Raw genomic sequence first — 14,223 nt, forward strand, 5'->3', positions numbered from 1 at the left:
TGCGGAGACATTGCCGGCATCCTCGCCAGGCAAACAGGGCCTTGCATACATCATACTATTGATGCCCCTTGCTACCCGGCGACGTGCCACACGTGGTGATCGACCAGTGATTGTTGCGGCAGCGCGTGAGTCTGCCCCTCGGGCCCTTGCCCTTTCGCGCCGATGCGGAGCTGCACCAGCATCGTCGGCAGCTCGTCGTCGGCTCGTCTCGACAACGGCCGTTTCGCCGAAGTCCACGATCTCGGCTTTTCCCGTTGCGGTAGTGAACAGGGGTGCTACCCTCGAAGCCATTGGTGGGTTCGGGCAATCTATTGATGCGTTTTTTTGGGGCAGCTGTCTTTCTCGTCATGTCGCTTTTGTCCGCTCAGCCCGCCGTTGCGCAGGCGCGGGTTGCTCTTGTCATCGGCAATGGCGCCTACGAGAAGGTGCCCGAGCTGCCGAACCCGACTCGCGATGCGGCCGATATCGGCCGCGCGCTGGAGCGGCTGGATTTCAAGGTCACTCAAGTCAAGAACGCCACCGCGCAAGAGATGAGGAAGGCCGTCGTTGACTTCGGCCGATCCGCCGAAATGTCCGACATCGCCGTCGTGTTCTACGCCGGGCACGGGATGGAAGTCGGCGGCGAGAATTGGCTGATCCCGATCAGCGCCGAGCTGCGCAGCGATTCCGACGCCGAAAGCGAGGCGATCAGCCTGCGTTCGGTGAGCCGTCAGGTTTCGAAGGCACGGAAGTTGGGCCTCGTGATACTTGACGCGTGCCGCAATAACCCTTTTGCCGCGAAGATGAAGCGCTCGTTGAGCACCCGGGCCGTGGCTCGCGGGCTCGCGCCGACGGAGCCGTCCGACAACGTCCTGATCGCGTATGCCGCCCGGGACGGCACCACGGCGAGCGACGGCGATGGCCGGAATAGCCCCTTCACGACGTCGCTGCTTCGCCATATCGAAACGCCCGGCCTGGAGATATCGTTTCTGTTTCGCCGGGTTCGTGACGACGTGATGGCGGCCACCAGGCGCGAACAGCAGCCTTTCGTGTATGGCTCCTTGTCGAAGGAAGAGATTTACCTCAAGGCCCCTGCCGTCGCCGCTCAGGCACCAGCTGCATCAACTCCGGCGCCCGCAGCTCCCGCGGAAGACGAGAAGTTCTGGCAGGCTGTCCGGACGTCGACGGTGGCAGCTCTCTTTGAGGAATTTCTCGCCAGATATCCCCGCAGCGACCACGCCGTCGAAGCCCGCCAACGAATCAAGGATCTCAAGGGCAACGAGGTTGCGGCGCTATCATCTCCGGCTGCTGCTCCGAAATCCGATGCGAGCGGACGCCAGGAGGCTGATGCCAAGCGCGCCGTACGAAATCCATTTACGCCCGACGACAACAAAAAAATCTCTGTCATCGCGGCAGCTCAGCAACTCGAATTGCCGAGCTTCACCATCTCGTCCGATCAGAACGATCCACTCAACGCCAATTCCAGGTTTGTCGGCGTGTGGTCCAACAAGCGTGGGTGGACCGATGGCAAGGGACGCTACGCCATGCTGATCGTCACGGAGGTCTCCGCGACGGGCTTGGCCAAGGGATACTACCTCTGGGGGCCGCCCACGAAACAATCATGGGTGAAGGATGTGGCGGGATACAAATCGTTCGTCGAGTACATTTCGAACGATAAATTCTCCATCAATGGGACGCCTGTTACGGCCAAGCTGGACAAGAACGTCCTTGCCCTGACTTCCGTCAATAAGGAGAAGCCGTCAGAGACCGCGAATATCGAGCTTCGTCCAGTCTGGCAGCTTGTGCCGGTGCCCGAGGATGCCGAGCCTCCGACCAAACGCGATAAGACTGCGCGACCTCATGCAGTCAAGAAAGAGAGCGCGGCCGAACCTGGCCCTCCAGGTCATGCCGGCGGAGCGAGTATGGAAGAGCGCTATCGAGCGTGCAGAAAGCTCGTGAAAGGATTTGCCCAGCGCGACGCTTGCGCGCGAAGCGGCACGATCTGATCTTTTCGATCCCGACGACGCGTCAGCGCGGGGCGACGTCGGCCCGATCGAGCGACTCCAGCGTCGATGCATTGCCACAATAGCCGTGGTAGTTCTCCGCGGCGGTGCCCTCGGCGAGATCGCGGTCGCATTGTCCCTTGTGATTGCAGAGCGAGCAGACGCGCTCCATGTCGCGGAGCAGCAGCGGCTGTGCACGACCGAGCCTGTCTGCGCTGATGCCGAGCTGCTCGAGCATCTTCGGCAGCTCGTCGGCGGCGTGCTTGCCGTGACGGACCAGCTCCTCCAGATCGTCAGGCGCGATCCTGAGATCTTGCGCGATCCGGTCGAAATCGGCGCGATCAAGCTGCCGCATCTCGTTCATCTCGCGGCGATGCTTCAGCCAGGCGGCAAAGGACTCGATGAGGTCCTGAACGATGGGATAAGGCCTGCTTGCGGTGCTCATGGAAAGCTCCATTCGGGCGGCGGAATTGGAGCCAGATTAGGCACAATGGTGCAGAGGCGCGTTGCGCTGGATCAAATTTGGAAGCGTTGGAGTGTGGCGCGTTGGTGGTTGGTTTCGTGTCCCGGACGCGGTACGGCGCGAAGTGCCGCTCCGCAGAGCCGGGACCCATCTCGCCGCATCTCTGGGCCCCGGCTCCGCAGCGCATCACCATAGCGCGTCGAAGACGCGCGTGAACGCGCTTATGGCGCTGCGCTGCGTCCGGGGCAGGAGAGCGCCGAGTAGCGGACTGAGTTACGCGAACCGTTCCGTCGCCCACGCATACAGGCTGCCCGGGATCGGCTTTTCGCCGCCGCGGCCCTTGGGCGAGATGTGCAGGCCGATGATCTCGGGGGCGGTGACGAGGCCGAGATAGCTCGAGGGATCGAAGAACAGTTTTGGCTCGGCATGCACGGCGTAGAACGATTGCTTCGGCAGCGCGTTCTGTAGTTCACCGGTGCGGCGCGCGAGCGCGGTGAGCGCCGCCGGCCCGAAGATCGCGACGCGAATGTCCGAGAGACGGTTCGAGCCCCCGCGCAGGCGACGCATCATGAAGGTGATGCGATGGCGCACCGACAGCCAGTTCGGCGTCAGCTCCTCCTGCTCCATCAGCTCCTCGAAGGCGGCAACGATGCCGTGCTCCGCCGGCAGATAGATCACGGAATTGCCGAGCTGGCGCGGCCGCTCCCAGGCGAAGTAGGGTTTTGCCGGATCGATCTCGACGGGTTTCAGCAGCAGCACGTCGGCATCGAGCCAGAGGCCGAGGTTCTTCGCCATCAGCTTCATGCGGAAGAAGTCGCTGAACTGAAGCGTGGTCCAGTCGCGCCAGCTTCCGTCCGGCTGCGGCGGTCGCAATCGTTCGGAGAACGCATGCGGCAGGATCGCCTCGGCGTCCGCATTCCCGATGCCCGCGGGCAGGCCGGGAATGGTGTCGAAACTGTAGACCGTGACCTTGTGGCCGGCAGCTAACTGCGAGCGCAGACAGGTCTGGCGCAGTGCGTCCATCGGGCCGTGCCAGAAGGTGACGATGTCGGGCAGCATGCGCGTCAGTCTAGGGGTTAATCAGGACAAAGAAAAAGCCCCGGCGCTATCAGCACCGGGGCTCGAACTGGAGCTCGACCTCAGGCCCAGGCGCGCTCGCGCTTGAGCTTTTCCTCGTAGGTGTCGATCGAGGCCTTCTTCTCCATCGTCAGGCCGATGTCGTCGAGGCCGTTGATCAGGCAGTGCTTGCGGAACGGGTCGATCTCGAACTTGACCTTGCCGCCGTCGGGGCCGCGGATCTCCTGGTTCGGCAGGTCGATCGTCAGCGTCGCATTGGCGCCGCGCTCGGCGTCGTCGAACAGCTTGTCGAGGTCTTCCTGCGAGACGCGGATCGGCAGAATGCCGTTCTTGAAGCAGTTGTTGTAGAAGATGTCGCCGAACGAGGTCGAGATCACGCAGCGGATGCCGAAGTCGAGCAGCGCCCAGGGCGCGTGCTCGCGGCTCGAGCCGCAGCCGAAATTGTCGCCGGCGACCAGCACCTTCGAATTGCGATAGGCGGGCTGGTTGAGGACGAAATCCGGATTCTCGCTGCCGTCGTCCTTGTAGCGCTGCTCGGAGAAGAGCCCCTTGCCAAGGCCGGTGCGCTTGATGGTCTTGAGGTACTGCTTCGGAATGATCATGTCGGTGTCGACATTGATGATCTTCAGCGGCGCCGCGACGCCTTCCAGCGTGGTGAACTTGTCCATTTCAGGCTTCCCGGTTTGAAGTCAGGGGAGGGCTATTTAGCCCGGTTGGCACACAAATCCTAGGCCGGATTCGGCAGGCCTAAGGGGCGTAAATCGAGGTTCGTCTTCAGCCTGGCGGAGCCATGCTGTCAGGGGCAAAGCCGGTCGGCAGGCCGTCGATGCTCTTCATGTTCTTCAGACCCCAGTATTTTCGCAAATTGTTGACACCCTGCGCCGTCCAGTAGCGCACGAGGCTGCCGCGTTCTTGTCTGTAGTCGAACAGCGGCACGCCCATACCGCATGACGTCTGCACGAGGTCGACCGAGAGGCGCACGATTTGGCGTGCGCCTGCCATGTCCTCGAAGTCAGGAACGAGATCGGAATATTCCGGCGTGCCGCGCATGAGCGATCGAGCCTGGCCATAGAGCCGCAGGATCATCGGGGCGCCGTCGAAGGCGCAAAACATGATGGTCAGCCGCTTGTCGTCGGAGGCGGTCAGATGCGCACGGGTCTCGCTGCCGCTGCCGGTGCAATCGAGGTAGGCGACGTCGCTCTCTCCCAGCACCCGGAATGACGACAGGCCCTTGGGAGACACGTTGATGCGTCCCTTCGGCGGGGCGCTCGCGACGAAGAAGATCTTCTGCCGTTCGATGAAAGCCCTGTGCTCGGGTTCGATCCTTGCGAATTGCCTGCCCATACCCGTTCGTCCTTTCCGCAGCGACGCCGCAGCGGCAAAGAGTTAGCATGCCGATTATACCCGTTTAAGAATGTTATTTATGCTGGTATAAAAACCACCATGAAGGGATCAGGCCCGATCGCTCCAGCTCTCTCGCTCAGCGCGTTCCTGCGCGCGCTCCGGGAGCGCCAGTCTCCGGCAGAATTCGGCCTCGCCGCCGGAGCACGGCGGCGCACGCCCGGCCTCCGGCGCGAGGAGGTCGCTCAGCTCTGCGGATTGAGCGTCACCTGGTACACGTGGATCGAGCAGGGTCGCGATGTCTCCGTCTCGGCTTCGACACTTGCGCGCCTCGCACGCGGATTGCGCCTGTCACGAGCGGAGCGCAGCTATCTGTTCGAAGTTGGGGGCAAGCGCGATCCCGAGCGTCCCGGCCACAGCGATGATCCGCCTGAGGAGGTGCTGGCCTGCGTCGATGCGATCGATGGGCCGGCCTACATTCTCGATCGCACATGGGGCGCGCGTCGTTGGAATGCGAAAGCGTCCCGGTTGTTTGCCGGATGGCTCGATGCTGACGGCGAAAAAAATCTTCTGCGCTACATCTTCCTCAGGCCCGAGGCGCGAACACTGATCCTCGACTGGACCTCACGCGCGCAACGCGTCGTCGCAGAATTCCGCGCCGCTGTTACAGCCTATTCCGACGATCCGGACATTCGCCGGCTCGTCGAGGAACTGAGAGTTGGAAGCCCCGACTTCGAACGCTGCTGGGAGACGCAGGGGGTTCTGGCACGCGAAGGCGGCGAGCGTGCGTTCGATCATCCGACCATGGGACTGCTGCATTATCAGCAGGTGTCGCTGTCTCTCGCGGGCTGGTCCGACTATCGACTGACGATGCTTCTCGCTGCGCCAACCATACGCAACCGATGACGTCCTACTCCGCCTGAGCCTCAATCGCCGCCATATCGTCGTCCGATAGGCCGAAATGGTGGCCGATCTCATGGATCAGGACGTGGCGGACGATGTGGCCGAGGCTCTCGTCGTGCTCGGCCCAGTAATCCAGGATCGGCCGGCGGTAGAGCCAGACCATGTTCGGCAGCCGCGCCACGTCGCCCAGGCTCTGCTGGGGCAGGCCGACGCCCTGGAACAGGCCGAGCAGGTCGAACTCACTCTCGCATTCCATCTCGTCCATCACTTCCTCGGTCGGGAAGTCGTCGACGCGGAGGATCACGCCCTCACAGAGGCCGCGAAATTCCGCCGGCAGGCGCTCGAAGATGTCATGCGCCGTCGTTTCCATCTCGGCCAGCGAGGGCGCTTTCAATTCCGTCCACATGGGCTTTTCTTAGCGCGGGTTCCGTGGCGATGCATCCGGCTTTATAGAGGGCGACGAAGAGTTGACGCCGCGCGCGAAAACGGGGAGCGTACGGCGCCTCAAGGGGATAGCTCAAGTGGGTGGTGGTGCGATGCGGGCAGGAACAGCAGTACTGGTTCTACTTTGCATGGGGTTGTTTTCGCAATTTTGCGTTGGTGCCGAAGCCCAGACGGCCGGCGCCGGTGTCAGGCTGGCCCAGGCGGCCTCGCCAGACGACGTTCCCCCGCCGCGCAGGCGCCCGCCCGCCCGGCTGCGCGTCACGCCCTACTACGCTCCGGACGGCGTCTATCCGCGCTACTATCCGGGTCCCGATGCGGTCCGCGAGTGCAACGCCACCTATGTGCAGGAATATCGGCCGAGCGGCACGGTGATCGTGCCGCATATGAGCTGCTACTGGCGGCGGGGCTGACGCGCTTCAACGGCCGCGTGATGCCCGCATCTTGAGGGCGGAGTTCGTCATGACGAGATGGATTGCATTGGCCGTTGTCGCCGGGCTCGCGGCGGGTTTGCCTCGCGCTTCAACCGCGCAGAGTGTGACGAAGTCGGATGCCTCGGCCGGGACAGCGATTTTCGATGCGAGACGGCACGCAAGACACCATGCCGTTGCGCGGCGCTCAGCGCCCCATGATCCGCACTATTACGCGCGGCCCATCTACTATCGTCCCTATCCCTACGGCGTGCCGGCACCCTTCGTGTTCGGCTACGGGCCGTGGTGGTGACGCGCCGCGTTAGCCCGCCGGCGCAAATCCCCTGACCAGCAGCACGGTTGCCTGCGCGCCCGCCTTGCGATCGCGCGAGATCTCTTCGTAGTCCGGCGAATTCGAGAAGGCGAGGAACGCCGCCTCGTCGGGAAATGACATCATGACGAGCTTGTCGAACGGCCACGGGCCCTCGAGCACGCGCGGCTGCTCGTCGGCGGCGAGCAGCCGTCCATTGTACTTTCTGAACACGTCGAAGAACCGCGCCTGATAGCGGTCATAGGCCGCGCGGTCCGTCATCTTCAATTGCGCGATCGCGTAGACGGTCATCTTTCGAATTCCTTTTGTCGTGGCACGGCGCCTCGGCAGGAAGCTTGTTCATTCACAAGGCGTTCACGTCGCTGTCCCTAATTTAATCTTGGGAGCGACTGCAATTGAACAGCGATGCGAGCGACGCTGCGCCGCAATGCCGCCGTTCAGATTCAGGGAGAATTCCATGCTGAGGATCTTGGAAGCTCGGACAAGCCCGATACGCTTGCTCGGGCTCGCGGCCGTTGCCACGCTGATGCTGTCGGCCGGGACTGCACAACGTGCCGAAGCGATGACTCCGATCAATCCGACGCCGTTGCCGGCGGCGAAGGCTGCAAGCGACGACATGATCACGCAGGTTCGCCACGGTGGCGGCGGTGGTGGACATGGTGGCGGCTTCCATGGCGGCGGCGGTTTTCGTGGCGGTGGTTTCCATGGTGGCGGAGGGCATATCGGCGGTTTCCGCGGCGGTGGCTTTCGTGGCGGCCATATCGGCGGCTTCCGCGCCGCGCCGGCCTTTCACGGTGGCGGCTATCGCTACGGCGGATTTCGCCACTATGGCGGTTTTCATCGCTACGGGATCTATCGCCCGCATTACGGCTATCGTCACTTCCACCGGCGCTATTATTACGGCGGCTACTATCCCTACTACCACTATCCGCGCCGCTGTCGGGTGATCTGGACCTATTACGGCCCGCGCCGCGTCTGCCGGTGGCATCGCTGGCACTATCCGTACCGCTATTGGTAATGTGAGTTGCTGCTAGCTCCGCACTCGTCATGGCCGGGCTTGTCCCGGCCATCCACGTTCTTGTGCTGCGAAGAAAATTCGTGGATGCCCGGGACGAGCCCGGGCATGACGGTGAGCTTGGCCTAGAGCCAATCCTTCAATTTCCATGACGCCGGCTTCCACCGCGTCAGGTTCTCGAGCTTCCACTGCTTGATCATCGCCGGCGGCCAGCGGCTGAGCTTCGAGGTCTCCTCGACCTCGGGCTTGGCGACGATGGGCAAGGGCGTTGCGCGCCGCCGGTGCTGGCGCGTCGCCTCGCCGATCAGATCGACATATTCAGGCTTGTTGGCCATGAGCTGTGTCCTCGCGAAACCGTCGCGAGGACGCAGTGTCGGCGATGCCGATTAACGGCCGTTTGCCGCTTTAGCTCAAATTGCAGGGAGCGGCTTACCGCCACTCCCTGACGTCGACGAAGTGACCCGCGATCGCGGCGGCTGCCGCCATCGCCGGCGACACCAGATGCGTGCGGCCCTTGAAACCCTGGCGGCCCTCGAAGTTGCGGTTCGAGGTTGAGGCGCAGCGCTCTTCCGGGGCCAGCTTGTCCGGGTTCATCGCGAGGCACATCGAGCAACCGGGCTCGCGCCATTCGAAGCCGGCCTTGATGAAGATCTTGTCCAGGCCCTCAGCCTCGGCCTGCTCCTTCACGAGGCCGGAGCCCGGCACGACCATGGCGTTGACATGCGCTGAAACGGTCTTGCCTTCCGCGATCTTGGCGGCAGCGCGTAAGTCTTCGATGCGGCCGTTGGTGCAGGAGCCGATGAAGATGCGGTCGAGCTTGATGTCGGTGATCTTCGTGCCCGCGGTCAGGCCCATATATTTCAGCGCGCGGTGCTTGGAGAGACGCTTGGCCTCGTCCGCGATCTGGTCCGGATCGGGCACGATGCCGGTCACCGAGATGACGTCCTCAGGCGAGGTGCCCCAGGTCACGATCGGCGGCAGCTTGGCAGCGTCGAGGCGCAGCTCGTGGTCGAAATGCGCGCCGTCGTCGGAGCGCAGCTTCTCCCAGTAGCGCATCGCCGCGTCCCAGTCCGCGCCCTTCGGCGCCTTCGGGCGGCCGCGCAGGAAGTCGAACGCCTTCTGGTCGGGCGCAACCAGGCCGGCGCGCGCGCCGCCCTCGATCGACATGTTGCAGACCGTCATGCGGCCTTCCATCGACAACGCGCGGATCGCATCGCCGGCGTATTCCAGCACGTAGCCGGTGCCGCCGGCAGTGCCGATCTCGCCGATGATGGCGAGGATGATGTCCTTGCCCGTCACGCCTTCAGGCAATTTGCCGTCGACGGTCACGCGCATATTCTTCGCCTTCTTCTGGATCAGCGTCTGCGTCGCTAGCACGTGCTCGACCTCGGAGGTGCCGATGCCGTGCGCGAGCGCGCCGAACGCGCCATGCGTCGAGGTGTGGCTGTCACCGCAGACGATGGTGGTGCCGGGCAGCGTAAAACCCTGCTCGGGGCCGATAACGTGGACGACGCCCTGGCGCTTGTCGAACTCGTCGTAATATTCGATGCCGAATTGCTTGGCGTTCTCGGCCAGCGCCTTGATCTGCTCGATGCTCTCCGGATCGGGATTCGGCTTGGTGCGATCGGTGGTCGGCACGTTGTGGTCGACGACGGCGAGCGTCTTTTCCGGCGAGTGCACCTTGCGGCCGGTGGCGCGCAGACCTTCGAACGCCTGCGGCGAGGTTACTTCGTGCACCAGATGGCGGTCGATATAGAGCAGGCAGGTGCCGTCGTCGGCTTCGTGCACCAGATGGTCGTTCCAGATCTTGTCGTACAATGTGGTCGGCTTGGACATGAGCTTCAGCTCCAGGAATGTTGTGGTGCGGATATGCGCGGTCACGCGCGGGCAACAAAATCGTCAGCGCAGCTTTTAGGCTGCGCGCGTAAGCTCTGACGTTGCCGAGGTCGCGAAGCGTCCGAAGAACCGGCCAGGCAGCCGCGAGCGATCGTCGATGACGATGCGCGTGACGGGGGCGAGGCTGGTCTGATCTGGAAACATTCCAAGAATATATAGCAGGCCGATTTGGAAGCGCGAGGGGTTTGACGCGCACGGCTGACGCAACAAAAAAGCGCGGGGTTTTGCCCCGCGCTCTCTAGAACTCGTCTGGTAGCGGTGCTTACTCGTTGACGGCCTTGGCGTGCTCAGTCTTCTCGACGATGCGGGCCGACTTGCCGCGAAGGTTGCGGAGGTAATAGAGCTTGGCACGACGCACCTTGCCGCGGCGCACCACCTTGATCGAGTCGATCATCGGGGAGAGCAGCGGGAACACGCGCTCGACGCCTTCGCCATAGGAGATCTTGCGGACGGTGAAGCTCTCGTTGAGGCCGCCGCCGGAACGGCCGATGCAGACGCCTTCATAGGCCTGCACGCGGGTGCGGTCGCCTTCGACGACCTTCACGTTGACGATCACGGTGTCACCGGGACCGAACTCCGGAATCTCCTTGCTGGCGGAGAGCTTGTCGAATTGCTCTTTTTCGAGCTGTTGGATCAGGTTCATGGGTAAGTCTCCATCGGCGCGCCCAGCCGCAGGACGGGGGCTGCGCGAAATTCGTTGATCCAGCTATTGCGGATGTGGCCGCTCCTATAAGGCAAGCCGGAGGGTTTGTCACCCGTCTGTCTTGTTTTTTGGCGTTTTTTGGCGTCTTGCCCGATTCGGGGCTTTGGCCGGGATTTGGGCCCACAAATCAGGCCGCCGGGCCGCGGTCAGGGCCTCGGATTGTGCCCGCCGCCAGGCTGCAACCTTGGCGTGGTCGCCGGAGGTCAGGGTCTCCGGGATCGGAGCCCCCTCGAACAGCTGCGGGCGGGTGTATTGGGGGTATTCGAGGAGGCCCTCCGAGAAGCTTTCCTCGGTTCCCGAGGCCTCCTTGCCCATCACGCCGGGCAACAGCCGGACGCAGGCGTCGATCAGGACCAGCGCTGCGATCTCGCCCCCGGACAGCACGTAGTCGCCGATCGAGACCTCCTCCAGGCCCCGTCCGTCGATCACCCGCTGGTCCACGCCCTCGAACCGTCCGCAAACGATCAGGGGACCCGGACCCTCGGCCAGCTCCACCACCCGGGCCTGGGTCAATGGCCGACCCCTCGGGCTCATCAGCAGTTTCGGCCGGTCCGGGCCGATCTCGACGGCATCGATCGCCGCCGCCAGAACATCGGCCCGCAGCACCATGCCGGGTCCGCCGCCGGCCGGGGTGTCATCGACGCTCCGATGCCGGTCGGTGGCCGAGGCCCGGATGTCCCGCGCCTCGAGCTCCCAGAGCCCGCCAGCCAGCGCCCGGCCGGCCAGGCTCACGCCGAGCGGCCCCGGAAACATCTCCGGAAACAGCGTCAGCACGGTCGCGCGCCAGGGTGAGGAGGTCGTCATGGCTTCCCGATCTCGTCGTCCCGGGGCGCGCGGAGCGCGAGCCCGGGACCCATAACCATCGCACTTCGTTTTGCGATGATCGAGGCTACCAGCTTAGCCAAAAAACCACGGCCTGCGATTATGGGTCCCCGCCTTCGCGGGGACGACCCGTGGATAGGGCTTCGTCCTTGTCCTCACCCTCGATCTCCTGCGGCAGCGCGATCACGACGCGGCCGCCTGTGAGATCGACTTCCGGCACCACCGCGTTTGTGAACGGCAGCAGCATCGTCGTGCCCTTTGCAGATCCTTTGGGCGGAGCGATCTCGATGATGTCGCCGGCGCCGAAATTGTGGATCGCGAGCACGCGGCCGAGCGCGTCGCCGTCGGTGGTGACGGCGGCGAGCCCGATCAGGTCGGTGTGGTAATATTCGTCCTCGTCGGTCGCGGGCAGCTTTTCGCGCGCGACGTAGAGCTCGATGCCGTTGAGGCGCTCGGCCTCATCGCGGGTCGTGACGCCCTTGAACGTCGCGACCAGATGATCCTTGGCTTCGCGCGCCTGCGCGACCTCGAACTGGCGCTTGCCATCCTTGGACAGAAGCGGCCCGTAGCGCCTGACCGCAAAGGGATCTTCGGTGAAGGTCCACAGCTTGACCGCACCGCGCACACCATGCGCGGCGCCGATCCGCGCGACGCAGACCAGCGCCGACATGGTCTGGCCTTAACCCTTCGCGGCGGCTTCGGCCTGCGCCTTGCGCTCCTTGCGCGGCACGGCCTTCTCAGGGTTGTTGCGCGCTTCGCGCTTCTTGACGCCGGCGGCGTCGAGGAAACGCGCCACGCGGTCCGACGGCTGCGCGCCCTTGGCGACCCAGGCCTTCACCTTGTCCATGTCGAGCTTGAGGCGGGCCTCGTTGTCCTTCGGCAACAGCGGGTTGAAATAACCGAGACGCTCGATGAAGCGGCCATCGCGGGGAAAGCGCGAATCGGCGACGACGACGTGATAGACGGGGCGCTTCTTGGTGCCTGCACGAGCGAGGCGGATAACGACGGACATCTGGTTCTCCTTCAAAGTACAGTTTGTTCGGTTGATTGGTATTCCGCGTCGCGCGAGATGCTTAGGATCCCTCGCGACGAATTCCTCATTTCTTCTTGCCCGGAAATCCGCCGAGGCCCGGCAGCGTCGGCTTGCCGCTCAGCCCGGTCAGTCCGGGAACGTTGGGCAGGCCGGTGCGCAGACCAGCGGGCAAATCCTTCGGCAGGCTGGGCAGACCTTGTCCGCCGCCTTGCATCTTCTCCTGCAACGCCTTCATCTCTTCCGGTGAGGGCGGCTTCATGCCGCCGCCAAAGCCCATCGCCTGCGCAATGCCGGCGAGCGGGCCACGCTTGCCCGAGCCCATGGCCTTCATCACGTCGGCCATGTTCCGGTGCATCTTGAGCAGCTTGTTGACCTGCTCGACGCTCTGGCCGCTTCCTGCGGCGATGCGCTTCTTGCGGCTGGCCTTGAGCAGGTCGGGATGACGGCGCTCGTCGCGCGTCATGGAGTCAATCACCGCGACCTGGCGCTTCAAGATCTTGTCGTCGATGCCGGCTGCCGCGATCTGGTTCTTCATCTTGGCGATGCCGGGCATCATGCCCATCAGCCCGCTGATGCCGCCCATGTTCGCCATCTGCAACAGCTGCTCGCGCATGTCGTTGAGGTCGAACTGACCCTTGCGCATGCGCTCGGCGGTGCGCGCGGCCTTTTCGGCGTCGATGTTGGCGGCGGCACGTTCGACCAGCGAGACCACGTCGCCCATGCCGAGGATGCGGCCGGCGATACGGTCGGGATGGAAATCTTCCAGCGCATCGGTCTTTTCACCGGTGCCGATCAGCTTGATCGGCTTGCCGGTGACGGCGCGCATCGACAGCGCGGCGCCGCCGCGGCCGTCGCCGTCGACGCGTGTCAGCACGATGCCGGTGAGGCCGACGCGCTGATCGAAGGCGCGGGCAAGGTTGACCGCGTCCTGGCCGGTGAGGCTGTCGGCGACCAGCAGCACTTCATGCGGATTGGCAGCGGCTTTGATCGCAGCCGCTTCCGCCATCATGTCTTCGTCGAGCGTGGTGCGGCCGGCGGTGTCGAGCAGCACGACATCGTAGCCGCCGAGCTTGCCGGCCTCCAGCGCGCGCTTCGCGATCTGAGCCGGCTGCTGGCCGGCGACGATCGGCAGCGTCGGAATGTCGAGATCGCGCCCGAGTACGGCCAGCTGCTCCATCGCCGCCGGGCGATAGATGTCGAGCGAAGCCATCAGCACCTTGCGCTTGTCGCGCTGGACCATGCGGCGGGCGAGCTTGGCGGTGGTGGTGGTCTTACCGGAGCCTTGCAGGCCGACCATCATGATCGGAACCGGCGGCACGGAATTGATGTCGATGGTCTGGCTTTCGGCACCGAGCGTGTTGATCAGCTCGTCATGGACGATCTTGACCACCATCTGGCCGGGCGTGACCGACTTGACGACGGTGGCGCCGATCGCCTGCTCGCGGACGCGCTCGGTGAAGCTGCGCACCACCTCTAACGCGACGTCGGCCTCCAGCAGCGCGCGGCGCACCTCGCGCATCGCGGCGTCGACGTCCTTTTCGGTCAGCGCACCGCGCCCCGTCAGACGATCGAGAATGCCACCAAGCCGTTCCGACAGATTGTCGAACAATGCCGTTGTCCCTTGTCCTGCTCGCGCAGGGTTGCCGCGTTCACCAGTGTCATGCCCCGGCTTCACCGGGGCATCCAGTACGCCGCGGCACCTCGGTTCAGCCGAGCTGCCTCTGGGATACTGGATCGCCCGATCAAGTCGGGCGATGACCACTTCCTAAGCAAGCGATCTTCCAAACACCTTTACGCCCGAGGGCG

At 64.0% G+C, this 14,223-nt stretch carries 19 protein-coding genes; 5 read left to right on the forward strand and 14 right to left on the reverse strand.

The window, feature by feature from the left end; all coding sequences use genetic code 11:
• Positions 1-71: 71 nt before the first annotated feature.
• Positions 72-215: a hypothetical protein gene (locus ABIB95_RS19995; protein ID WP_354241406.1), complete on the reverse strand. Its 144-nt coding sequence runs from the start codon at positions 213-215 to the stop codon at positions 72-74.
• 78 nt (positions 216-293) lie between these two features.
• Here ABIB95_RS19995 and ABIB95_RS20000 point away from each other — a divergent pair, with 78 nt between their 5' ends.
• Entirely contained in the window at positions 294-1,985 is a 1,692-nt protein-coding gene (locus tag ABIB95_RS20000; RefSeq protein ID WP_354241408.1) for a caspase family protein, read from the forward strand.
• 22 nt (positions 1,986-2,007) lie between these two features.
• Here ABIB95_RS20000 and ABIB95_RS20005 read toward each other — a convergent pair whose 3' ends face one another.
• The 4 genes from ABIB95_RS20005 to ABIB95_RS20020 form a co-directional block, all read right to left on the reverse strand.
• The gene (locus ABIB95_RS20005) at positions 2,008-2,427 is read right to left on the reverse strand and encodes a hypothetical protein (protein WP_135213882.1); all 420 of its coding nucleotides are present in this window, start codon (positions 2,425-2,427) and stop codon (positions 2,008-2,010) included.
• A 291-nt stretch (positions 2,428-2,718) separates the two neighbouring features.
• Positions 2,719-3,504 (reverse strand): glycosyltransferase family 32 protein, encoded by a 786-nt coding sequence (locus ABIB95_RS20010; RefSeq protein WP_354241410.1) that lies wholly within the window; start codon positions 3,502-3,504, stop codon positions 2,719-2,721.
• An 80-nt stretch (positions 3,505-3,584) separates the two neighbouring features.
• Entirely contained in the window at positions 3,585-4,190 is a 606-nt protein-coding gene (gene leuD, locus ABIB95_RS20015) for a 3-isopropylmalate dehydratase small subunit (RefSeq protein WP_014490662.1), read from the reverse strand.
• A 106-nt stretch (positions 4,191-4,296) separates the two neighbouring features.
• Complete coding sequence (locus tag ABIB95_RS20020) at positions 4,297-4,866, reverse strand: pyridoxamine 5'-phosphate oxidase family protein (protein WP_071908670.1); 570 nt, start codon at positions 4,864-4,866, stop codon at positions 4,297-4,299.
• A 99-nt stretch (positions 4,867-4,965) separates the two neighbouring features.
• Here ABIB95_RS20020 and ABIB95_RS20025 point away from each other — a divergent pair, with 99 nt between their 5' ends.
• Complete coding sequence (locus tag ABIB95_RS20025) at positions 4,966-5,769, forward strand: helix-turn-helix transcriptional regulator (protein ID WP_354241544.1); 804 nt, start codon at positions 4,966-4,968, stop codon at positions 5,767-5,769.
• 4 nt (positions 5,770-5,773) lie between these two features.
• Here the strand turns inward: ABIB95_RS20025 and ABIB95_RS20030 are convergent, their stop codons facing one another.
• A complete protein-coding gene (locus tag ABIB95_RS20030; RefSeq protein WP_354241412.1) occupies positions 5,774-6,172 on the reverse strand; it encodes a metallopeptidase family protein in 399 nt (132 codons plus the stop codon).
• A 166-nt stretch (positions 6,173-6,338) separates the two neighbouring features.
• Here ABIB95_RS20030 and ABIB95_RS20035 point away from each other — a divergent pair, with 166 nt between their 5' ends.
• Both ABIB95_RS20035 and ABIB95_RS20040 read left to right on the forward strand, forming a co-directional pair.
• Positions 6,339-6,620 (forward strand): hypothetical protein, encoded by a 282-nt coding sequence (locus ABIB95_RS20035; RefSeq protein WP_063980388.1) that lies wholly within the window; start codon positions 6,339-6,341, stop codon positions 6,618-6,620.
• 49 nt (positions 6,621-6,669) lie between these two features.
• The gene (locus ABIB95_RS20040; protein ID WP_354241414.1) at positions 6,670-6,930 is read left to right on the forward strand and encodes a hypothetical protein; all 261 of its coding nucleotides are present in this window, start codon (positions 6,670-6,672) and stop codon (positions 6,928-6,930) included.
• A 9-nt stretch (positions 6,931-6,939) separates the two neighbouring features.
• Here the strand turns inward: ABIB95_RS20040 and ABIB95_RS20045 are convergent, their stop codons facing one another.
• Entirely contained in the window at positions 6,940-7,239 is a 300-nt protein-coding gene (locus ABIB95_RS20045; RefSeq protein ID WP_085402927.1) for a DUF1330 domain-containing protein, read from the reverse strand.
• Between the two features lie 166 nt (positions 7,240-7,405).
• Here ABIB95_RS20045 and ABIB95_RS20050 point away from each other — a divergent pair, with 166 nt between their 5' ends.
• On the forward strand, positions 7,406-7,966 hold the full coding sequence (locus tag ABIB95_RS20050) for a hypothetical protein (RefSeq protein ID WP_354241417.1): 561 nt from the start codon (positions 7,406-7,408) through the stop codon (positions 7,964-7,966).
• Positions 7,967-8,088: 122 nt separating this feature from the next.
• Here the strand turns inward: ABIB95_RS20050 and ABIB95_RS20055 are convergent, their stop codons facing one another.
• From ABIB95_RS20055 to ffh, 7 genes are all read right to left on the reverse strand, one after another.
• Complete coding sequence (locus ABIB95_RS20055; RefSeq protein ID WP_063980389.1) at positions 8,089-8,298, reverse strand: hypothetical protein; 210 nt, start codon at positions 8,296-8,298, stop codon at positions 8,089-8,091.
• Positions 8,299-8,392: 94 nt separating this feature from the next.
• Positions 8,393-9,799 (reverse strand): 3-isopropylmalate dehydratase large subunit, encoded by a 1,407-nt coding sequence (leuC, locus tag ABIB95_RS20060; RefSeq protein ID WP_063985988.1) that lies wholly within the window; start codon positions 9,797-9,799, stop codon positions 8,393-8,395.
• Positions 9,800-10,121: 322 nt separating this feature from the next.
• Entirely contained in the window at positions 10,122-10,502 is a 381-nt protein-coding gene (rplS, locus tag ABIB95_RS20065) for a 50S ribosomal protein L19 (protein ID WP_063980390.1), read from the reverse strand.
• A gap of 108 nt (positions 10,503-10,610) precedes the next feature.
• Positions 10,611-11,366 (reverse strand): tRNA (guanosine(37)-N1)-methyltransferase TrmD, encoded by a 756-nt coding sequence (gene trmD, locus ABIB95_RS20070; protein WP_354241420.1) that lies wholly within the window; start codon positions 11,364-11,366, stop codon positions 10,611-10,613.
• A gap of 118 nt (positions 11,367-11,484) precedes the next feature.
• A complete protein-coding gene (gene rimM / locus ABIB95_RS20075; RefSeq protein ID WP_354241423.1) occupies positions 11,485-12,054 on the reverse strand; it encodes a ribosome maturation factor RimM in 570 nt (189 codons plus the stop codon).
• 9 nt (positions 12,055-12,063) lie between these two features.
• On the reverse strand, positions 12,064-12,396 hold the full coding sequence (gene rpsP / locus ABIB95_RS20080; RefSeq protein WP_063980395.1) for a 30S ribosomal protein S16: 333 nt from the start codon (positions 12,394-12,396) through the stop codon (positions 12,064-12,066).
• Positions 12,397-12,481: 85 nt separating this feature from the next.
• Positions 12,482-14,026, reverse strand: a complete 1,545-nt coding sequence (ffh, locus tag ABIB95_RS20085; protein ID WP_166346789.1) for a signal recognition particle protein — start codon at positions 14,024-14,026, stop codon at positions 12,482-12,484.
• Between the last annotated feature and the right edge of the window lie 197 nt (positions 14,027-14,223).

Origin of the sequence: Bradyrhizobium sp. LA2.1 (genome assembly GCF_040547725.1) — a bacterium.
In the GTDB taxonomy this organism is placed as follows: domain Bacteria; phylum Pseudomonadota; class Alphaproteobacteria; order Rhizobiales; family Xanthobacteraceae; genus Bradyrhizobium; species Bradyrhizobium barranii.